The following is a 20688-nucleotide window of genomic DNA, read 5'->3' as shown; positions in this document are numbered from 1 at the left end:
TCATAGTGCCTATTATTCGAACAACAAGTGTTGCAACGGCGTTACTGATTTTGCCGTACACGGGCCTGGCCCAAGCGTCCATCTGGCAATCCTCGGTCGTGGTACCCACGACCGTCGAGTACGACAGCAACCCATTGCTCCTGACCTCGGACGAGAAGGGTGTGATGCGAACGATCATCGAGCCACGCTACAGCCTAGTCGGCACCTTCGACCGCGATGAGTGGCGGCTGGGGCTGGGGGCGCACGTGCTGCATTCCTCCGACACGAGTGTGCTGGGCAATCGCGAGGACCCCGACCTCAGCCTGGGCTGGCGGCGGGAGACCGAGCGCGGGCATTTCGGCTTGAGTGGGCAGTACATCGAAAGCTCGACACTCTCCGGCACCGTGCTCGACACCGGCGTGGTAACCACCGACGGCACGCAGAAACTGAGCACGCTGACTGCGGACTGGAGCTATGCGCTCAGCGAGCGGGGCACCCTGGACAACGAAACCACCTACAACCACGCACGCTATGACATCACCTCGCTGACCGGTTTCGACGAGTACGCGAACACGCTCAAGTACACCTATGCCTGGAGCGAGCGCACCGATGTCTTCAGCAGCATGCGGGTGCGGCGCTATGAGCCGGAGCAGACCAGCGCTGGGGCTGTCGCCACCAACAGCTACACGCCGACCATCGGCATGAAGTACCAGTTCTCCGATCAACTGGAAACCGTCGTGCATCTTGGCGTCAGCCAGGTCTCCGGCTCTGGCCAGCGTCGCGGAGAAGGTGGCGTGTTGCTCAATTACCGGGGCCTGCGCACCGATGCCAGCCTCAGTGCCGAGCGCAGCACCGTCGCCAGTGCGGAAGGTGGCTTCGCCGAACTCGACATGATCCGCGGTAGCTGGAGCTACGCGCTCAGCGAGCTCAACCGTGTGGGTGTCGACGCGGCCTGGCAGGACAGCAAGGGGCAGACACCCAACACGCTGCAGACCTACAGCATCTGGGGTAGTCGGCAATTCTCGCCTTTTTGGGATCTGCGCCTATCGTTGATGTACAAGGAGCGCCAACAAAATGGCTCGCCCGATGCCGAAGCTACGATCGCTGGACTTACGCTGACTTATAGATTTCCCGACCTCTGAATCCTCAGTTGGGTGGCCGCCATGAAATCTGAATACGAGCTGTCCCTGAAAGACTACATCGCCATCATCAAGGACCGAGCCCTGCTGCTGGGGGTGACGGCGGTGGTCATCCTGGCGGCGACAGTGGGAGTGGCGGTCTCCGTGCCGCCGGTCTATCAGTCGACCGGCACCATCCTGGTCGAGTCGCAGCAGATCTCGCCGGAGCTGGTGTCGGCCAACAACAACAGCTTCGCCGATGAACGTATCGAGGTCATCCGCCAACGGGTCATGACCCGCGAGAACCTGCTGCAGATCATCGACAAGTACAACCTGTTCGCTGACAAGGGCCGGCAACTCAGCGAAGCCGACAAGATCGACCAGATGCGCAACGCCATCGTCGTGACCACCCTCAGCACCTTCGTCAAAGGGCGGGGCGAGACCACGGTGGCGTTCAGCGTGTCGTTCGAGCACAAGCGTCCGGAAGTCGCCAAGGAAGTGGCCAACGAACTGGTGACGCTGTTCCTCAACGAGAACATGAAGCAACGTACCGAGCGCGCCAGTGAAACCACCGAATTCCTGACCCAGGAAGCCGACAAGCTGGGGGCCGAGCTGGCCACGCTGGAAAACCAGCTGGCGGACTTCAAACAGGCCCACGCCAACGCCTTGCCCGAGAACCAGTCGCTGCGCATGAGCATGTTGTCACGCTCGGAGCTGGAGTTCCGGGAGGTGGATCGCGACTACAAGAATGCCCAGGAAGAGCTGCGCTACCTGGAACTCGAACTGTCGGCGGCGAATGCTGGCCTGGCCACTCGCCCCGACGGCACTCGCCCCTCGGCCGCCGAGCAGCCGCAGGACCTGGGCAGCCTCAAGGCCGAGTACACCCGGTTGCTGACCAAGTACACCCCGGCACACCCTGACGTGGTCGCGATTCAACGCAAGATCCAGGCGCTTGAGGGCGCCACCGACGGCAAGGGCCTGGCGGCGGCATCGGTCAGTCTCGACGTGGCCCGGGCCCGGGCCAAGATTGTCGCGGCGCAGGACACGATCGCTTCGCTGGCCCAGCAGAAGCGCGAGCTGACCAAGAAAATGGAGGGCTACGAGGCGCAGATCCTTGAAGCGCCACAGGTCGAGCGCGGCCTGGTCACCTTGATGCGTGATCACGACAACGCACGCAAGAAGTACGAGGAGATCCGCGCCAAGGAAATGGGCGCCAAGATCACCGAGAGCCTGGAGCAGGAAAACAAGGCTGAACGCTTCGTCCTGCTCGAACCCCCACTGATGCCCGAGAAGCCGGTCAAACCCAACCGCAAGAAAATCGTCGCCCTTGGCCTGGTGCTGGCACCGGCTGGTGGTGGTGCATTGGTGATGCTGCTGGAAATGTTGAACCAACGCATACGTGGTGTGGGGGCCCTGGAGAGCGTCCTGGGTAAACGGGTGCTGGTCGCCGTGCCCTACATCTCCACCCAGGCGGATCTGGCCCGGCGCAGGAAATGGCGGGTGATGCTGGTCAGCGTGGGGATTCTGCTGGCGGCTATCCTGCTGGTGGTCATCCACCTGTTCTATATGCCGCTGGATGTTCTGCTGTTCAAAGCCATGGCTCGGTTTGCATAGGGAAGGTCACGATGGACAGGATTACGCCGGTTGTTGGAAAGAACCTTCATCAGGTTTCACCGGGTGCCTCGGAGACGCCGCAGCCCGTGCCGCTGGTGGAGCAGCATGAATTGCTGGGTCCCTTCGATTATGTGCAGACCAAGGTCGTGCCTTTGCGCGCGGAGCATCTGGAGCGCAATCGAATCGTGGCCTACAACAAGAACTCGAACATGAGCTGGGCGTTCGACCTGTTGCGCACGCAGATCCTGCAGACCATGGAAGAAAGGGGATGGCGCACCCTGGCGATCACATCCCCGACGCCCGAGGCCGGCAAGACGGTGCTGTCGATCAACCTGGCCATGAGCATCGCCCACCACACGACCAAGACGGCGTTGCTGGTTGACTTCGACCTGCGTCGCCCGAGAGTCGGCAGTGCCCTCGGGCTGCCGATGGACAAGGCGCTCAATGAGCTGCTGGCCGGCAAGTCGGGGCTCGAAGAGGTGATGGTCAACCCGACCTTGCCGCGTTTCGTGGTGTTGCCAACCCGTGAGCCGATACCGTTGTCCACTGAAATGCTGTCTTCGCCAAAGGTGAGCAACCTGATCAGCGACCTGCGCGAACGTTACGAGTCGCGTATCTGCATCTTCGACTTGCCACCGCTGCTCAGTTCCGACGATGCGATCACCGTGCTGCCCAAGTTCGACTGCGTGTTGCTGGTGGTCGCGAACGGCGTGAACAGCAAGAAGGAGATCGAGGACTGCCTGTATCACCTGGCCACGGCCAACCTGATCGGTGCGGTGCTGAACAAGGCAGAGCCGCAGAAACGCTCCTACTACTGACGTCGAGGGCCAGCCCTTTCAATGAGATCGAGCGCCGCCCCGGGCGGCACATCGCGGCTAAAGCCGCTCCTACACAGGCCATCGATATCGCTGCGCCTGTAGGAGCGGATTCATCCGCGATGCGCCGCTCAGCGGCGCTCGTTCTCGAAAACGCCACAAGACAATCGCCGTCAGGTGGACTGGGCGATATGCCCGTCCACGCGCTCCTCCAGGGTTTCTTCTTCGCCTGGCAGTGCGGTGATCACGCTGAAATCACTCACTTCGACCTCTCCGCCACCATAGCCCAGCAGGTGGAAGGAGAACGCCTTGCGCTCGGTGGGGTTGTCGAACCCGAACTCCATTTCCAATGGTTGGTCGGCCGTTACTCGCACTTCCTCGGGCAGCCCCAGCGCCACATCCTGCTCTCGCTCCTTGGCCTTCAGCTGGATATAGGCTTCGTGCTTCGGGTCGAGCGCCCGGATCTTGACGCGCACCCGGGTACGCGAGCCCTCGGGCATTTCCAGGTATTGCGCACCGATGAGGTTGTCCGCCCAGTCGTCACGGATGCGGTCCTGAAGCGCGATGGGCGCGGGGCCGCCGAACTGGTAGCGCAGGTTGAGCGGGGTATTCAGCAGCGACTGATCGAGGGTGGCGGCCAGCAAGCTGATTTGTGCGCCGAGGGTGTGTTCGCCGTGGCCCAGGAAGCGAGCCTGTTCGGTAATGAAGCCTTCGCTGGCGTAGCGCCGGCAGCGTTGCTGGAAATCGCATTCGCTGAACGTGCCTTGGCCGTCGTGGTAGCGCAGCACACCGTTGGTGTAGGCGATCATTTCGCGGCCGGTATCGTAGTCACGGTACAACGAACGCCCCGCCAGCGCTGCCGGGATCGGCAGGGTGAAGTAGTCGAGCAGCGAGGTGGCCAGGTCTACATGGCCGTAGGTGCCTCGGTTGAGTCTGGGCAACTGCCCTTGCTCAGGCGCCAGGGTAAGGTTGAAGCCCCACGAAGAGGCCAGACGCACGCCATCAATGCCGTGGGACTCGTCCGAGGTGACGACCACCAGGGTGTCTTTCAGCACTCCTTCGCGTTCCAGTGCGTCGAGAAAACTGCCCAGGGCGTCGTCGAGGTAGGCGACGGCGGCCTGCTTGGCGGTGGCATGGCGCTGCAGGTAGTCGTCAGGTGCGGAGTAGGGTTGATGGGTGCCCACGGTCAGCAGGGTGAGCATCCAGGGTTGTGGCTGCTTGCGCAGTTCACCCACGTAGTCCAGAGCGCCTTCGAAGAACGCACGATCGTCCTTGCCCCAAGGGAACTCCAGGTAGTTCGCGTTGTTGAACCACTCCAGGCCGTGCACCTGGTCGAAACCGATGTGCGGCATGATCCGGTCCTTGGCCATGAAGCGCAGCCCGGCGCCTTGCAGGTAGTGGGTGGTGAAGCCGGCCTGGCGCAGTTGTGCGGGCAGGCAGGCCTGGTTGCGCACGTCCTGGGTCAGCAGTTCGACACCTTTCGGGGTGCCGTTGGCCAGCTTGTCGTAGTCGCCGCAGAGCATGGCGTACAGGCCGCGAATGGTCTGGTGGGTGTGCAGCACGTAGTCGGGGGTGTTCATGCCGCGTTCGGCCCAGCGGCTCAGATTGGGCATGAGTTCTTCGTCGAACCGGCTACCCACGGCCTGGCGGTTGGCTCGAATATAAGTACCCGGGATCCCTTCGACGGTGATGATCAGCAGGTTGCGCGCCGTGCCCGGGCCATCGAACAGCCGCTGGCCGTGCAGGTCGGTCTGGGTGAGGCCGGCAATGGCCAGTGGCGTGACGGGTGTTTCCCCCACGACCAGCACCTGGGCCCGCTGCTGCAACTGGCCCGCCGCCGCCGAGAGCAACTGGTGCGGCAGGTTGTATTGGCGCCATTGATCGGCCTCCGAGGGCGCGAGCTGCTGGCTGCCCCAATGCGTCGCCAGCAAGACCGCCGGCACGGCCCAGGCCTTGCGCGACAAGGCGGCGCCTTGACGCGTACCGAAGCAGACGGTAGCCAGCCAGGCGAGCAGGGCGCTCGCCAGCAGCCACGGCAACCAAGGCCTGGCCAGGGCGCCGCCGGTGGAGTTCTCCATGAACTGCGGATCGAACAGGTAGGTGAGGTCCGTCTGGTTGGGCAGGCGCCCGACCGCGCTGACCAGTTCGGCAGAGGCGATCAGCAGGCCGCCCCAGGCCAGTATCACGGGCAGCGCCAGCCACAGTGGCGCACGCTGCAACAGCAGCACCAGCAGGCTGCCGATCGCCAGGTCGGACAGGTACCCCAGCGGGTCGGACCAGCCCAGCAAGGCGCGTGCTGCCAGGGGAATGGCCAGCACCAGCGTGGCCAGGGCGAGCAACCGGGCGCGGGGGTGGCCAAGCATGTTTCTCACGTAAGCGTTCCTTCTTGCCATCAAATCGTCACATAAATGTGCCGAATGATATCAGGCCACGCCTACGCAGCGTCTGTAGGACAAAGCTGGTAACCAAATGACGGGCCCGCACGGCAGGCCCATTCAACTGGCAAGGTCAGAAGTAGTAGGGGAATTTCAGGCTGAAGGTGAAGTCCGGCGCGTCCTCGGTCAGGCCGATGGACAGGTTGGGCACGATGGTCAGGTTGTTGGAGGCGGCGAAGGTCAGGCCGACGTTGAAGTTCGCCGCGTTGTAGTCGCTGTTGGTGATCGACTGCCAGTCACCGCCGTCCTGCTTGATCTTGCTCTTGCGGGCGAACTGGTCGGTGACCGAGAACGACATGCTCATCTTCTCGTTCAGTGCGAATGCGATACCGCCACCGATCTGCCAGGAGTCGCCAAGTTTCACATCACCAGGTGTCTTGTTGTTGAGCGTTGGGTCGATGTCGCTGAACGAGTCCTTCATGTTGTAAGTGTAGGACAGGCTGCCGAACAGCACGGCCGGGTCGAAGGTCTTGACCAGCGAGATGCCTGGTGTGATCGCCCAGACGCCATTGCCGGTGGGAAGGCTCTCGGGCACGAACAGATTGTTGTTACTGGGGTCTGGCTGGATCAGCTTGATACCGTAGGGATCTTTGCCGGTCGGGGCCTTCACGCGCAGCGTCGCGACGGCGTCGGGCCAGTTTTCCGATTCATCGATGAACTTGTAGGCAACACCAAAGTTGACATCGCCGATCTCGGGGTCGCGAGTGACACTGGCGTCGGAGGCATTCTTGCCGGAGCCTTGCACACCGCCGGAGGAATAGGTGGACTCGCGATAGACGATCGGAACGTTGACGTCGAACTGCCAACGCTGGTCGACGTTGTAGCGTGCGGTCAGGTCCAGCGTCCAGACATCGGCCTTGATACGGTCGATGTTGATATTGCCAAGGAAGATCGAGTCCAGCGCCAGGAAACCGTTGAGCACCAGTGCCTGGGTGTCATAGCGCGAGTAGGTCAGTCCTGTTTCGACACTGAACTTGCCACCGCCGAAGAAGCCGCTGGCTTCGTCATACAGGTTGGACACGCTTTGTGCGGGCTCCGAGTCGTCCTTGAGCGACTGGCCATACGAGCTGCCGGAAGCGCCCGGTGCCCCCGAAGCCACAGTCTGCGCGCCCTTGGCCTTCTCCGCAGGGGACCGCACCAGGCGCTTGGGTGGCGCGGCTGCCGGTGTTTCCTCTACCTGGCGAAGACGTTGCTCCAACACCATCAGCGCGTTCTGTTGTGCCTCGTAGCGCTGCTTCAACTGGATGAGTTCCTGTTTCAGCGCTTCGACCTGCGGGTCCGTTGCCGCGTGCAGCAAACTGGCCGGAGCCAGGGTACTCAAACAGACAATAGCTCTGAGTGTTGACAATCGGTGCATGAGTTAGCCGTCCCTTCTGACTACAAAAGATGAGACTCAGCGTAGATCAGTATCCGGAAGTGCGTAGGCCTTTGAGCTGGTCAAGATTGGTGCCGACCGATCCAGCTGCCGCCGCACCGTCGCGCAACACGATATTCAGGGAGGTGAGGTTGTTCACCCGGTTGCCGGAACCCAGCAAGGTGGTGTTCTGCATCAGCCCGCCCTGGGCCAGGCGCTGCAGGCTGCTGCCCTGGTTGTTGCCGGCATCGATATTGAGTTGCAGCCCCGAATTGCTGGCGGAAACGCTCAGTGTGCCTGCGCCGTTGCTGCCCATCACCGTCGAGCCTGCTGCCAGAAGCTGGCCCTGAGGTTGCGTCGTGGGCGCCTCGTTGCCTTTGGTGACGTTGATGTCGACATTGTTCTGCGCCGCGTTGAAGTCGCCGGCGGCGCGCACGACCTGGGTGACGCCCTGGGTGGTGTTCAGGCCACTGCCACCGGTCACGCTGCCAGTCCCGCTGCTTTGCGACGAGGAGGCGCCATTGCCCTTCTCATTGATTATCGACACATAGAACTGCGGCGTGATGGTCGAATGCTGGATCTGCATCGAGGACGTTGCACCGATCACCTCGCCATTGGCGTTCTGCCAGGTGCTGGTCATGACGATGCCAAAACTGACGATGCGCCCCGGCAACACATAGCGGCCGCGCAGGTTGGCCAGCTCCTGATCCTTCAGTTCGATGGGCTTGAAGGTCTCTGCCTGGGTCGACAGGCTGGCGGCCAGGCACGCCAGTGCCAGCCAGATTCGCGTATTCATGGGATGCTCCCGGAGCGTGGTGCTCCTTTTCATCAGAAGAAGTCGCTGCGGATGAAGCCGAAATCGATCAGCTCAGCGTCTTGCACCGGGGTGAAGTTATTGATGCGGTTCTTGGCGGACAGCGGCAGCGGTGGGTCGAGCAAGGCATTGCTCTTGTCGTAGCCCTGGCCGATGACGGCGAATATGATGCCGTTCCAGCCCTTGACGAAGTCGTCGACCTTGAAGCGTTTGTGACCGAGTACCGGGTCACCGATATAGACCCAGCCTTTGTCGACCCGCTGCATGACCACGAAGTGCTTGTAGCCGCGGATGTCCATCAGGACCACCACGGGAATGCGGATGCTGTTCAAGGTTTCGGGGGCCACCCGGTAACCGCGGGCACGCATGCCGAGGCTTTCCACGTAGCGCTTCATGTCGAGCATGGAGAAGCCCTGGACCCGCACCAGGTCCTGGTCGGCATGTTCGAGCATGCCCTTGATGATGTGTTCTTCATCGACGTCGAGCCAATAGGCCTGACGCAGGATGGTGGCCAGCGCCGCGGCGCCGCAGCTGAAGTCGGTCTTCTGCTGGACCAGGTCGACGAATTTACGTTCGCGGATGCTTTGCACGGGCTTGTAGATCATTGCGCCACCCGGCAGCACCGACAGCGGCATCTGGGCGGCCTCGCTCACACTGGCCACGCAGAGCAAAAATACCAAGGCGATAATGCGCATTTTCCCTGTCCCCCCTGGTTCCCTCGTGAAGAAGGCCCCCCGAAGGGGGCCTCCAGGCCACGGCTGTTACATCGAGGTGTTGGAGATGGCCAGCGAGTTGCTCTGCTGGTTGCCCACACCGGCTGCCACGTTGACGCCCAGGTTGCCGCTGCCACCATTCACCGAACCGCTCAGGGTTGCAGTGTTGGTCACAGGGTTGGCCCAGCCGGTCGGGGTCAGCACTTGGAACGAGACGGAGTTGCTAAGCGAGAAGTCGCTAGCTTCGTTGTAGCTCTTCGAAATGCTGTCCGAAGACTGCGAGGCTTTCTCGCCGGATTTCTCGAAGGCCGAAGCGCTGGCTTTTTCCCATGCCGATTCGTGAGCTTTTTCGTACGAAGAATCGCGAGACTTGTCATAGGACGAGTCACGGCTGCGGTCATACGAAGAGCTGAACGACTTGTCGAACGACGAGTCACGGGACTTGTCATAGGACGAGTTGCTCGACGACTGGTGCGACTTGTCGATCGACGCGTCGATCGACGCGTTGAGCGAGGCATCGAACTCGGCGCTGCGAGAGCGGGTGAAGCGGCCGGCGGTTTCCGACGAAGAAGCACTGCCCGAAGCGCTGGCGTCGAGCGAGGCGTTCAGCGAAGCGCTAGACGACGAGCTGTGGTCGCGGCTGGCCGAGCCACTGGCATTCCAGCTGCTGGAGCCATTGGCATCCCAGTTGTTGGAGCCGCTGGCGCTGCTGCTGTGGGAGCCGCTGGCGTGGCTGCTGCTCGAACCGCTCGAGCTGCTGCTATGGGAGCCACTGGCGCTGCTGCTGCTGTTGCCCGCTACGCTGAAGCTGGAGCTGGAGCTCTTGTCGACACTGGCGTCGAACGAACCGCTACGCGAGGACGAACCGCTCTTCGTGGTGGTGAAGGTCAGCGTGTCCACACGGTAGGTGCGGTCGGCGTTGTTTTCCACTGTCAGGCCAGGGCCATTCTGGTTGGCGGAGGCAGTGGCGGTCGCATTACCCAATGGCGCGTTGCTGTTGGCAATGGCCATGGTGTTTTTCTGCTGGTTGAGATCACCACCGGCAATGTTGACACCCACGTTGCCGCTGCTGCCATCAGCCGAACCACTCATGACGGCGGAGTTCTGGGTAGACCAGTTGTAGACCTTGTTGTTGCTGCTGGTCTGGTCGACCTTGGCGGTTGCAGTGGCATTGCCGAAGACGAAGGCGTTGTCCCGGTCACCGAGATCGGAGCCGGCGTTGGCGATGGCGGCGGCGTTGTCTTGTTGGTTGCCGTTACCGGCCGCCACGTTGACACCGACGTTGCCGCTGGCGCCTGCGGCGGAGCTGCTCATCTCGGCATTGTTGAGGGTGCCTTCGTTCTTGATCTTGTTGTTGGTACTTCTTTGCACGTCAGTCGCCTTTGCAGTGGCGGTGACGCTCACCTTGGTTGGAGGTGGGTCATAGTGACCGTGGTGGTGACCACGCCGATCATTCTGCCCAGCTTGTACAGCAACAGCCATGACCGCAGCAATTGCGAAAACCAGAGGCTTGAGTGCCATCGAGGGTTTCATGGTGATTCTCCGTACTTTATTTTAGGTTAAGTGTTGTTCTTACCTGTTTGGGTCAATTGGCGACCCGTACGCTCAGGGTGTTAGCCGTCTGGTTCCCCACCCCGGCGCTCTGATTCAACTGAACCACCCCACGGCTACCGGTGAATGCCTGGTCACTGGTAGTGACTTGGCGATGGCCGGGTGCGAGGTCAGTCGGATCGGAGCTGTTGATCAGCGCCACGTTCTGTTGCAGAAGGACGCTGTCGTCGATGCTTTGCGGCTGGGCACTGATGCTGATGCGCAGTGCGTTGGCTTGCTGGTTGGCGGCACCCGCGCCCTGGTTGACACCCAGTGCGCCACTGCCGTGGCTGAACGAATCACCCTTGATGTTGGCCTGGGCGTCGACTGCGGGGTCGACCTGGCTGCGCAGCCGCTGGCGGATCTGGGTGCTGGCATTGGCGTCATGGCCAATGGCGAATGCCCTGGCATTGGCTTGTTGCTGCTGGTCGCCGGCGGCCTGGTTGACACCGACGTTGCCCTGGTACTGCGCAGCGGAGTTGTCGATGTTGGCGTTGTTGACCACTGGGCCCTGGGCAAAAGCCGACGCACTGCACAGCGCGGCCAGAATCAACACGGTGTGTTTCATGTTACTGGCCCCCGGTCAGGATATTCAGCGCGCCCATGCCCTTTTGCACGCCGGAGTTGACCATGTTGGAGATGCCGTTGCCGCCGGACCCGGCGCCGCGCCCTCCGGCCAGGTTGGGCAACTGGCTCTGGGTGCTGATGTTGCCGCCCAGGTTGTTGGTCTGCTGGGTGATCAGGGAACTGATGCCCGAGCCGCTGCTGATGCTGGCAAAGTCACCATCACTCAACTCGTTGGTCTGGGTGAGGATGTGCGCGGACGGGTTGGCGTTGGCGGTGGTCGGGTAGGGGTCGGGGGCCATGGGGCGGGTGGTGGCAATGCGCGGTTGCACATCGCGGGTGATGACGATGATGCCGTTGTCGGCGTATACGGGCACGCTCACGCCGCAGGCCAGTGCGCAACCGACCAGCAGGAGGCTGTTGATGCCTTTTTTCGGTGTCCTCACGATGGCAATTCCTTCTTCAGGTCGCTGGCCCTGCTCAGCGTTGCCGGGAAGAAAGCAGAAGGTGTGCCGGTTTTTGTTAATTCATGAAAATCAACGGGTTGCGTGGGAAAGGTGAGGGTGCCAGGAATCCGCTGTATCAGCGTTGAGACAGACGCTCGGGTAATTCGAGCCTGGAGGAGTGTTTACCCCCTCAAACGGGCTTGCGGGGCTGTTTCACCGGCGTGACACTTCAACCCCGAGCGGACGAGCGACGCCCAGTGACGGGCACTTAGGTGCACGGGGTGTGTCAGCGACTTAACACTCGGTGGCGCAATCCGGTGTTTTCCCATCGAGCAGGCGTTGCACGGCGCTCAAGGCCGCTGCGCTGCGGCGTGGCCAATCACCGCCTATGACCTGGTGAGGTTGCTGGTGGCGTTGCAACCAATAAAGGCTGTCGTCGAAAAACACCTGGCGCTGGCTCAGCTCGGGCTGGCAACGCTGGCCATCGCCCACCCAGTCGACGCCCACCGGGTCGAGCAGCAGGTGCAGGTCATAGCGGCGCTCGAGCAGCGCCTGCTCGATCCAGGCCGGACAGTCGCCGAACAGCGCCCGGCTCCACAGCAGGTTGCTCAACAGGTGGGTATCGAGAATCAACAGTTCTGGCCGATGGGCGCGGGCGTTGTCCTCCCAGGCCAGCTGGCCGCGGGCGATGGCGGGAATGTCGGCGTAACAGGTATCGCGGCCTTGCTCGTCGATGAAGTGGCGAACGTATTCGCCGACCAGCTCGCCGCCGAAGTGCGCCTGGATCTCGCCACTGAGCCAGCTCTTGCCGCTGGACTCAGGGCCACACAGCACCAGGACCTTCATGCGCCGGCCAGCGCCGGGTCACGGCGCCACTCCAGCCAGCCGCGTACGGCGATGAGGGTGAACAGGGCGTACAAGGCTGCGGTGAGGTACAGGCCCTTGTACAGGAACAGGCCGACGAAGATCACATCCACCACCACCCACAACGCCCAGCACTGCAGGCGCTTCTGCGCCATCCACAACTGCGCCACCAGGCTGAAGCCTGTCAAAGCAGCGTCTAGCCAGGGTTGCGCGGCATCGGTCCAGTGGGCCATGGCCGCACCCAGCAGCAGGCTGCCCAGCAGGCCCACACCCAGCCCGCCGAAGACCTGCGCAAGCCCGAGGCTGGAAACCTGGCGGGCATCCTCGACGCGGTCGGGGCGGGTCCACTGCCACCATCCGTAGAGTTGCAATACCGCGTAGACCAGTTGCAGGAGCATGTCCGAATACAGCTTCACCTCATAGAAGATCCAGCTGTAGAGCACCACCATCACCAGGCCGATGGGCCAGCACCAGGGGTTTTGCTTGACGGTAAGCCAGACGGCGATGACGCCAAGCGCGGCGGCGAAGAGTTCGAGGCCGGACATCGGCGTTCCTTGGAGAGAGGAGAGGGCGGGATGCTACAAGCTTCAAGCCACAAGCTTCAAGCCACAAGCGTCGGTGGCAAGTGCTTCGCAGGTGAGCCCGCTCCCCCCCAGGCCACGCCAGACCCAAGCCTTGCGCGATCCCTGTAGGAGCCGGCCTTGCCGGCGAACACCGGCAAGGCCGGTGCCCGCTTCGCGGTAGTACGGGATTGTCTAAACCCTGAACTGGCGCAGCAACTGCTCCAGCTCTTCGCTCAACCGCGCCAGTGCGGCACCGGCATCGCTGGACTGGCGCGCCGCCTCGGCGGTCTGTTGCGACAGGTCGGCGGTTTCGGTCACGTTGCGATTGATTTCCTCTACCACGTGCGATTGCTGCAGGGTGGCGCTGGCAATGGAGGCGTTCAGCGCGCCCAGGTTGCCCAGGGCCTGGCTGATGGCGTCGAGGCTGGTGCCCGCTTCGCGAGCCTGCTCGACCGTCTGGCGCGAGGCTTCACTGCTGGTGTCGATGGCCTTCACCGCCGCCTCCGACTGCCCCTGCAGGTGCTCGATCATGGTCTGGATCTCGGCGGTCGACTGCGCGGTACGCTGGGCCAGCAGGCGCACCTCGTCGGCGACCACGGCGAAGCCGCGGCCTTGTTCGCCGGCCCGGGCCGCCTCGATGGCCGCGTTGAGGGCGAGCAGGTTGGTCTGCTCGGCGATCGAACGAATCACTTCGAGCACACCACCGATCTTCGTGCTGTGGCTGGCCAGTTCGCGGATGACCTGGACCGCCTGGTCGATGGTCGCCGAGAGCCGGTCGATCTGCTGCAGGCTGCCGTGGATTGCCTGCTGGCCGTGATCGACCTGCTGCTGGGCGTTGCGCATCTCGCTGGCGGCTTGCTCGGCATGCTTGGCCACATCGTGCACGGCGTAGGTGACCTCGTTGACAGCCGTGGCCACCTGGTCCATCTGCAGCGACTGCTGGGCACTGCGGGCCTGGGCGGAGCCGGCATTGTCGCCGACGTGGCTGGCCGACTCGGCCAGGGCGTGGGCGGCGCCTTGCAACTGACCGATCACGCCCTGCAACTTGCCGTTGAAGCGATTGAAGTGCTCACCCAAGTGAGTGATCTCGTCGCGGCCGTGGGTATCCAGGCGGCGGGTCAGGTCGCTCTCGCCGCTGGCGATGTTGCCCATGGCCTGCACCGCCTCCTGTAGCGGTTGGGCAATGCTGCGGGCGATGAGCACCACCAGCAGGGTCATCAGCAGGGCGATGCCCAGGCCCACCAGCGAGGCGTCGCGCAACTGGCGACCGAATTCAGCCTGCACATCGTCGACATAGACGCCCGAACCGATGATCCAGCCCCAGGGCTTGAACAACTGGATATAGGAGGTCTTGGCCACGGGCTCGCTGGCCCCTGGCTTGGGCCAGCGGTAATCGACCGGCCCGGCGCCCTGGCTGCGGGCGAGGGCGACCATCTCGTTGAACACGGCGAAGCCGTCGGGATCGCGGATGGCGGAGAGGTCCTGGCCATCGAGCTTGGGGTTGGCCGGGTGCATGACCATCCGCGGGGTCAGGTCGTTGATCCAGAAATAATCGTTCTGGTCGTAGCGCAGGCCACGTACCACGGTAAGCGCCTGTTGCTGCGCCGCCTCGCGGCTGAGCGTGCCGGCGGCCTCCAGGCCTTGGTAATAGGCCAGCACGCCGGCGGCGGTCTGGACCACGTGGCGGGTTTTCTCGGCCTTGGCCTGATACAGGTCGCCATGGATCTGGCGCAGCATCAAAAGCCCCAGTACCACCAGCATGGCCACGGCGACCAGCAGGATCAGCCACAGGCGGCGGCTGATCGACATCGACCTCAGGGTCTTCATGGTGCATTACTCCGGTGTTTTTCTTTTTATCCAAGGCATCCAAGCATGCTTTGCCGGCAGGCCCTACTCGACCAACGGCTAAGTGCCCGCCGAGAGAATCCGTGTTGCAGGTAATGCAAGCCTTCAAAGGGGCGCTCTGCTAGGATTTCGGCCGTGCCAGATGAAACCTTTAGTCCACTGAACGTTTCAGCTGGCTTTGCGACCACCTGTCGCTGTAAAACAGCCTCGCCTTCCATGGCACGCACATGCAAATCAAAAACAAGGGGCCTGCCACCGGCAGCGCTCCACTGGGGGAATGATGGATTTTTGGAGTGCCTTGCAGGCAATCATCTTGGGCGTGGTCGAGGGCCTGACGGAGTTCCTGCCGATTTCAAGTACCGGGCACCAGATCATCGTCGCTGACTTGATCAACTTTGGTGGTGAGCGCGCCATGGCGTTCAACATCATCATCCAGCTCGGCGCCATCCTCGCCGTGGTATGGGAGTTCCGCCGCAAGATCTTCGATGTGGTGCTGGGGCTACCCACCCAGGCACCTGCCCGGCGGTTCACCGCCAACTTGCTGATCGCCTTCTTGCCGGCGGTGGTGCTGGGTGTGCTGTTCGCCGACCTGATCCATGAATACCTGTTCAACCCCATCACCGTGGCGGCGGCCCTGGTGGTCGGCGGGGTGATCATGCTGTGGGCGGAGCGTCGTCAGCACCGCATCGAGGTCGACCATGTCGACGAGATGAGCTGGCACCACGCGTTGAAGATCGGTTTCGTCCAGTGCCTGGCGATGATCCCGGGGACCTCGCGTTCCGGCTCGACCATCATTGGTGGCCTGCTGTTCGGTTTGTCGCGCAAGGCCGCCACCGAGTTTTCGTTCTTCCTGGCCATGCCGACCATGGTCGGGGCGGCGGTCTATTCGGGCTACAAGTACCGCGAACTGTTCCAACCGGGTGATCTGCCGGTGTTTGCCCTGGGCTTCGTGGTGTCGTTCATCTTCGCCATGATCGCCGTGCGTGGGCTACTCAAGTTCATCGCCAACCACAGCTACGCGGTGTTCGCCTGGTACCGGATCGCCTTTGGCCTGCTGATCCTGGCAACCTGGGAGTTCGGTTGGGTCGACTGGTCGACGGCGCACGGCTGATGGCGCGCGGGCAGGAAGGCGTGCGCAATGCACGCCTGAAGCTACTGGTACTGGCTGGGTTATGCCTGTTGCCGGTGCTGGGCAGCCTCAAGATGGGCTTGAGTGGCCAGTCCTGGGTACCTTTGGCATTGTATCCGGCGGTGAGCCTGGTCAGCCTGCTGCTGTACTGGCAGGACAAGCAGCAGGCGCGTACCCAGGCCTGGCGAACCCCGGAAAAGGTGCTGCATGCGAGCGAGCTTCTGGGTGGCTGGCCGGGGGCACTGCTGGCGCAGCAGCTGTTCCGGCACAAGACCCGGAAGGTGTCGTATCAGGCTGTGTTCTGGGGCATCGTGTTATTGCACCAGGTGTTCTGGGCCGACCATCTGCTGCTGGATGGGCGCTGGTTGGGGCGCCTGGTGTAATGCCCAGGCTTGGCGTGTTCCCTGTAGGCGCCGGCCTTGCCGGCGAACCAGACGACGCGGACGATGGCACCGGCTATACCGGTGTTCGCCGGCAAGCCGGCCCCTACAGCAACATCCCCACCTGCAGGCGCTTGGGTAGCCGCCGCACCACCAGTTGGTGCGAGCGGCGCAGCAGGTCGCTGAGCTCCTCGCGGCCCATGGGGTAGGGGCGCGCCATGCTGATCCACTTGGCCCTCGCCAGATAGGGAGCCGGGCTTATGCCCGGGCGATCGCAGTAACCCAGGAACAGCTCGTCGGCAACCTTGAACGCCAGCCCGTCACCGTTGAGCCCCTGTATCGCGAACATCTTGTTGCCCGCCACCGAGAACACCCGGATCCCGCCCCACTTATAGTCTTCCTGTGCCCCAGGCAGGCCCAGGCAATACGCCGCGACTTGTTCTTCGGTCATCCTTTTCTCAGACATAACGCTCTCCACAGGCTTCGAACGAGGCGGCCAGGTGGTCGATCCACACCCTGACCGCAGGCAGTAATCCACGCCGGTGCGGGTAGACCGCTTGCAGGTAGCCGCCCGGCAGTGACCAGTCCGGCAACAGGCGAACCAGCTCGCCGCGTTCCAGCTCTTGCTCGCAGAACATGCTCGGCAGCGCGGTGAAGCCCAGGCCCGCGCGCACCGCTGCGTTGCGCACGACAAAGTCGTCGATGGCCAGGCGGGGCTCCAGGGCGACATCCTCCTGGCGCCCGTTGGGGCCGAACAAGCGGAAATGCACCAGGCGGTCGGCCTCAGCCGCACCCAGCACGGGTAGCGACGCCAGTTCGGACGGTTCGCGGATGTGATCGGCGAAGCCCGGCGCGGCCACCAGTTGCATCTGTGCCTGGCGCAGGCGACGGGTGACCAGGGCCGGGTCTTCATCGCCCAGGTCACGCACCCGCAGCGCCACGTCAATGCCTTCCGAGATCAGGTCCACTCGACGATTGAGCAGCACCATGTCCAGTTGCACCAGCTGGTATTGGGCGAGAAAGCGGCTGATCACGTCCGGCAGGAAGGCATGGGCCAGGGCCACCGGGCAAGACACTCGTAACCGGCCACGGGGCTCGCTGGACATGCTGGCCACCACTTCGTCGGCCATTTCTGCTTCCAGCAACATGGCCTGGCAATGGTGCAGGTAACGCTCGCCCACCGCCGTGAGCTTGAGTTGCCGCGTGGTGCGTTGCAGCAGGCGCGTGCCCAGGCGCTCCTCCAGCTCGGCGATGCGCCGCGAAAGGCGCGATTTCGGGATGCCCAGCTGGCGCCCGGCGGCGGCGAAACCACCGGCTTCAACCACTCGCGCGAAGTAGAAGAGGTCGTTGAGGTCTTGCATATGACAATCCAATTGTTCCATCAGTGGAACAATCTAACGCATTTTTGCCATCTTATCAGTCATTCGGTGTATCGATAGGATTCTCCCCATCGTGATCGCCCACCGCCGCGGTCTTCTTTCACAGGAGAGTCCCATGAAACTGTTGCATATCGATTCGAGCATCCTGGGCGACAATTCCGCCTCCCGTCAGCTGAGCCGTGAAGTGGTCGAGGCCTGGAAAGCCGCCGAGCCTGGCATTGAGGTGGTCTACCGTGACCTGGCCGCCGACGCGATCAGCCACTTCTCCGCCGCCACCCTGGTGGCCGCCGGCACCCCCGAGGAAGTACGTGATGCCGCCCAGGCCCATGAAGCCAAGCTCAGCGCCGAAACCCTGGAAGAGTTTCTGGCCGCCGACGCGGTGGTGATCGGTGCGCCGATGTACAACTTCACCGTGCCGACCCAGCTCAAGGCATGGATCGATCGCGTCGCCGTCGCTGGCAAGACCTTCCGCTATACCGAAGCCGGCCCTGAAGGCCTGTGCGGTGACAAGAAGGTGATCCTGGTTTCCACTGCTGGTGGCCTGCACCACGGCCAACCGACCGGTGTCGGTCACGAAGACTTCCTTAAAGTGTTCCTTGGCTTCATCGGGATCACCGACCTGGAGATCGTTCGTGCGCACGGCTTGGCTTATGGCCCGGAGCAGCGCGCCAAGGCCATCGACGCCGCCCAGGCGCAGATCGCTGGCGAGCTCTTCGCCGCGGCCTGATCGACCTGGCGAAAAAAGCCGATCGTCGCCGCAAGGTGCCGGTCGGCTTTTTTTCATGCTTTTTTCATGCAGGGTGGGTGAAACCGGTTCTAAGCTGGCGAGTACGTCCGCCATGCGGGCGTGGGAGCGCCTGCGCATGAATAGATTCCTCACCTTGATCACCTGTGTGCTGTTCGGCAGCCTGATGGCCCAGGCCGACGCGGCGCCGTGGGTAGCCGGGTTGCATCGGCTCAGCCTGACTGACCCGGTGGATGCCCGGCCCATGCAGGCGCTGGTGTTCTACCCATCCAGCGGCGAAGCACGTCCCGTGCGTATCGAAGGGTATCAAACCCGGGTCGCAGAAGAAGCACCGGTGGCCATGGGGCAGTTTCCCTTGCTGGTCATCTCCCACGGCAACGCTGGCAGCCCGATGGCCCTGCATGACCTTGCCAATGGCCTGGCACGGCAGGGGTTCGTGGTGGTGGCGGTGGTCCACCCCGGTGACAACGGCCGCGACCATAGCCGGCTGGGTACCCTCAGCAATCTCTACGGTCGCCCCTTGCAGATCAGCGCCGCTATCACGGCGGTGCGTACGGACAAGCTGCTGGCACCTTATCTGAACGATGGCAAGGTTGGCGTGATCGGTTATTCCGCAGGCGGTGAAACGGCCTTGATCCTGTCGGGCGCCCGGCCCGACCTGGAGCGCCTGCGCCGCTACTGCCAGGAGCGCCCCACGGATGCCGATGCCTGCAAGACCCACGGCGTGCTGATCGCCGACCACAGCGAGCTGGCTCCACGGGCCGACCCGCGCGTAGGGGCGGTGATGCTGATGGCGCCGTTGAGCCTGATGTTCGGTCGTCATGCCCTGGCGAGCGTGCACGTGCCCGCGCTGATCTACAGCGGTGACAACGACCAGTTGCTGGCGCTCGAGCACAATGCCGATGCGCTGGCGCGCAAGTTACCGGTCACGCCGGACTACCGTTTGCTCGCCGGTGCCGGGCATTTCGTGTTCATGGCTCCCTGCGATGATGACCAGCACCTGCGCATGCCCGCGCTGTGCAAGGACGCCGACGGCGTCGACCGCCGCCATATTCATCGCTCGCTGCGCAGCGAGACCACGGTGTTCTTCAGCCAGGCGCTGGGCGCTCCGGAGCCGGCCGAGCGCTCAGCCGCGACGGGCCAGCAGCAGGGTCAGGGCCACCCCTGACAGCGCCAGCAGGGCGGCGACCGCGAAGATCGAGGCGTACCCTAGGTGCACGGCAACCGCTCCCATCAATGGGCCCGCGATGGCCAGGGCCAGGTCGAAGAACACCGCGTAGGCGCCAAGCCCGGCGCCTCGGCTGCTGCTGGGGACTTGTCGGATCGCCTCCACACCCAGGGCGGGGTACACCAGCGACAGCCCGAACCCGGTCAGCCCGGCACCCAGCATCGCCCACAGCGGCGAGGGCGCCAACCACAACAAGGTCAACCCCAGCACTTCGGTGGTCATGCAGGTGACCGCCACGTTGTAGCCACCGAAGCGGTTGACCGCATTGACGAACAGTAGCCGCGACAGGATGAAGCACAGACCGAACGCGCTGAGGCACCAGGCTGCGCCAACCCAGCCACGCTCGAGGTAGTAGAGCGTGATGAACGTAGTGAGGGTGCCGTAGCCGATCGAAGCCAGGGTCAGCCCCAGACCGCAAGGCGCAACCCGGCCGAATGCCGACCAGAATGGCAAGCGCTCGCCGCGGAGCACCTGGGCTTCAGGGCGGGTGCGCAGCACCAGCAGGGCCACCGACGCCAGCGCCAGCAGGACCGCCCCCAGCACCGCGAAATCCAGGCTGCCCACCAGCAGCACGCCTGCCGGTGCGCCGATGGCGATGGCGCCATACGAGGCAATGCCATTCCACGAGATCACCCGTGCGGTATGTTCAGGCCCCACTTGGCCGATTCCCCAGCTCAAGGTAGCGACGCCGATCAGCCCCTGGGCGACGCCCAGCAGCAAGCGCCCGGCCAACAACAGCACCAAGCTCACCCAGGGCAAGGCTAGGGCCCAGGCCGAGAGCGACGTCAGCACGCCGCAACCGGCGATGCCGTACAACCCATAGCGAATGGCCCGCTTGCCGCCCAGGGTGTCGGCGACCCGGCCGGCGAATGGGCGGCTGACCAGGGTGGCGAGGTACTGCAGGCCGATGGTCAGGCCGGCGACGACCGCACCGAAACCCAGTTGGTCATGCACATGGCCAGGCAGCACTGCGATCGGCAGGCCGATGCAGAGGAAGGCAATGAAGGTATAGAAGACGATGGCGAGAATCTGCAGCGTGATGCCGGAGGTGGGCTGTTGCGCGGTCATGGGCTCGTTCGCGGGCAGGCGGTGGGGCGTGGCGCCATGATGGCC

At 63.3% G+C, this 20688-nt stretch carries 20 protein-coding genes and 1 pseudogene; 7 read left to right on the top strand and 14 right to left on the bottom strand.

The window, feature by feature from the left end; all coding sequences use genetic code 11:
* Positions 1-5 precede the first annotated feature (5 nt).
* The 3 genes from JYG34_RS14085 to JYG34_RS14075 are packed head-to-tail and all read left to right on the top strand — an operon-like array spanning position 6 to position 3529.
* The gene (locus tag JYG34_RS14085; RefSeq protein WP_213657019.1) at positions 6-1121 is read left to right on the top strand and encodes a hypothetical protein; all 1116 of its coding nucleotides are present in this window, start codon (positions 6-8) and stop codon (positions 1119-1121) included.
* Positions 1122-1142: 21 nt separating this feature from the next.
* A complete protein-coding gene (locus tag JYG34_RS14080) occupies positions 1143-2711 on the top strand; it encodes a GumC family protein (protein ID WP_213657018.1) in 1569 nt (522 codons plus the stop codon).
* An 11-nt stretch (positions 2712-2722) separates the two neighbouring features.
* Positions 2723-3529 (top strand): CpsD/CapB family tyrosine-protein kinase, encoded by an 807-nt coding sequence (locus JYG34_RS14075; RefSeq protein ID WP_213657017.1) that lies wholly within the window; start codon positions 2723-2725, stop codon positions 3527-3529.
* A gap of 170 nt (positions 3530-3699) precedes the next feature.
* Here JYG34_RS14075 and JYG34_RS14070 read toward each other — a convergent pair whose 3' ends face one another.
* From JYG34_RS14070 to JYG34_RS26675, 11 genes and pseudogenes are all read right to left on the bottom strand, one after another.
* Positions 3700-5889 (bottom strand): LTA synthase family protein, encoded by a 2190-nt coding sequence (locus JYG34_RS14070; RefSeq protein ID WP_434011728.1) that lies wholly within the window; start codon positions 5887-5889, stop codon positions 3700-3702.
* A 145-nt stretch (positions 5890-6034) separates the two neighbouring features.
* Positions 6035-7318, bottom strand: a complete 1284-nt coding sequence (locus JYG34_RS14065; RefSeq protein WP_213657015.1) for a hypothetical protein — start codon at positions 7316-7318, stop codon at positions 6035-6037.
* Between the two features lie 46 nt (positions 7319-7364).
* Positions 7365-8111: a hypothetical protein gene (locus tag JYG34_RS14060; protein ID WP_213657014.1), complete on the bottom strand. Its 747-nt coding sequence runs from the start codon at positions 8109-8111 to the stop codon at positions 7365-7367.
* A 32-nt stretch (positions 8112-8143) separates the two neighbouring features.
* The gene (locus tag JYG34_RS14055; protein ID WP_213657013.1) at positions 8144-8824 is read right to left on the bottom strand and encodes a C39 family peptidase; all 681 of its coding nucleotides are present in this window, start codon (positions 8822-8824) and stop codon (positions 8144-8146) included.
* A gap of 66 nt (positions 8825-8890) precedes the next feature.
* A complete protein-coding gene (locus JYG34_RS14050) occupies positions 8891-10375 on the bottom strand; it encodes a heme utilization protein (protein WP_213657012.1) in 1485 nt (494 codons plus the stop codon).
* Between the two features lie 52 nt (positions 10376-10427).
* Entirely contained in the window at positions 10428-11000 is a 573-nt protein-coding gene (locus JYG34_RS14045; RefSeq protein ID WP_213657011.1) for an adhesin, read from the bottom strand.
* A gap of 1 nt (position 11001) precedes the next feature.
* Positions 11002-11442, bottom strand: a complete 441-nt coding sequence (locus JYG34_RS14040; protein ID WP_213657010.1) for a hypothetical protein — start codon at positions 11440-11442, stop codon at positions 11002-11004.
* 294 nt (positions 11443-11736) lie between these two features.
* A complete protein-coding gene (locus JYG34_RS14035) occupies positions 11737-12288 on the bottom strand; it encodes an AAA family ATPase (protein WP_213657009.1) in 552 nt (183 codons plus the stop codon).
* The gene (gene pnuC / locus JYG34_RS14030; protein ID WP_213657008.1) at positions 12285-12851 is read right to left on the bottom strand and encodes a nicotinamide riboside transporter PnuC; all 567 of its coding nucleotides are present in this window, start codon (positions 12849-12851) and stop codon (positions 12285-12287) included. The genes JYG34_RS14035 and pnuC overlap by 4 nt, the downstream gene beginning before the upstream one ends.
* Before the next feature lie 210 nt (positions 12852-13061).
* Positions 13062-13796, bottom strand: coding sequence for a methyl-accepting chemotaxis protein (locus tag JYG34_RS26680; protein WP_434011726.1), 735 nt, complete (start codon positions 13794-13796; stop codon positions 13062-13064).
* Positions 13797-13934: 138 nt separating this feature from the next.
* Positions 13935-14606 (bottom strand): annotated as a pseudogene (locus JYG34_RS26675) (cache domain-containing protein); the annotation flags it as partial.
* Between the two features lie 388 nt (positions 14607-14994).
* Between JYG34_RS26675 and JYG34_RS14020 the strand changes: the two are divergent.
* Together JYG34_RS14020 and JYG34_RS14015 are read left to right on the top strand one after the other, a co-directional pair.
* Positions 14995-15825, top strand: a complete 831-nt coding sequence (locus JYG34_RS14020; RefSeq protein WP_213657006.1) for an undecaprenyl-diphosphate phosphatase — start codon at positions 14995-14997, stop codon at positions 15823-15825.
* Complete coding sequence (locus tag JYG34_RS14015) at positions 15825-16226, top strand: DUF1294 domain-containing protein (RefSeq protein ID WP_213661190.1); 402 nt, start codon at positions 15825-15827, stop codon at positions 16224-16226. Before JYG34_RS14020 ends, JYG34_RS14015 begins: the two co-directional genes overlap by 1 nt.
* A gap of 103 nt (positions 16227-16329) precedes the next feature.
* Here JYG34_RS14015 and JYG34_RS14010 read toward each other — a convergent pair whose 3' ends face one another.
* Together JYG34_RS14010 and JYG34_RS14005 are read right to left on the bottom strand one after the other, a co-directional pair.
* Complete coding sequence (locus JYG34_RS14010) at positions 16330-16689, bottom strand: MmcQ/YjbR family DNA-binding protein (RefSeq protein WP_213657005.1); 360 nt, start codon at positions 16687-16689, stop codon at positions 16330-16332.
* Entirely contained in the window at positions 16682-17584 is a 903-nt protein-coding gene (locus tag JYG34_RS14005; protein WP_213657004.1) for a LysR substrate-binding domain-containing protein, read from the bottom strand. Before JYG34_RS14005 ends, JYG34_RS14010 begins: the two co-directional genes overlap by 8 nt.
* A gap of 133 nt (positions 17585-17717) precedes the next feature.
* Between JYG34_RS14005 and JYG34_RS14000 the strand changes: the two genes are divergently transcribed.
* Entirely contained in the window at positions 17718-18329 is a 612-nt protein-coding gene (locus tag JYG34_RS14000) for an FMN-dependent NADH-azoreductase (RefSeq protein ID WP_213657003.1), read from the top strand.
* 136 nt (positions 18330-18465) lie between these two features.
* Entirely contained in the window at positions 18466-19515 is a 1050-nt protein-coding gene (locus JYG34_RS13995; protein WP_213657002.1) for an alpha/beta hydrolase family protein, read from the top strand.
* Here the strand turns inward: JYG34_RS13995 and JYG34_RS13990 are convergent.
* Positions 19474-20643, bottom strand: coding sequence for an MFS transporter (locus JYG34_RS13990; RefSeq protein ID WP_213657001.1), 1170 nt, complete (start codon positions 20641-20643; stop codon positions 19474-19476). The genes JYG34_RS13995 and JYG34_RS13990 overlap by 42 nt on opposite strands.
* Between the last annotated feature and the right edge of the window lie 45 nt (positions 20644-20688).

Source organism: Pseudomonas entomophila, from assembly GCF_018417595.1.
Lineage (GTDB): Bacteria > Pseudomonadota > Gammaproteobacteria > Pseudomonadales > Pseudomonadaceae > Aquipseudomonas > Aquipseudomonas entomophila_C.
The sequence above is the reverse complement of the archived record's forward strand: the minus strand, read 5'-3'. Positions and strand labels throughout refer to the sequence as shown.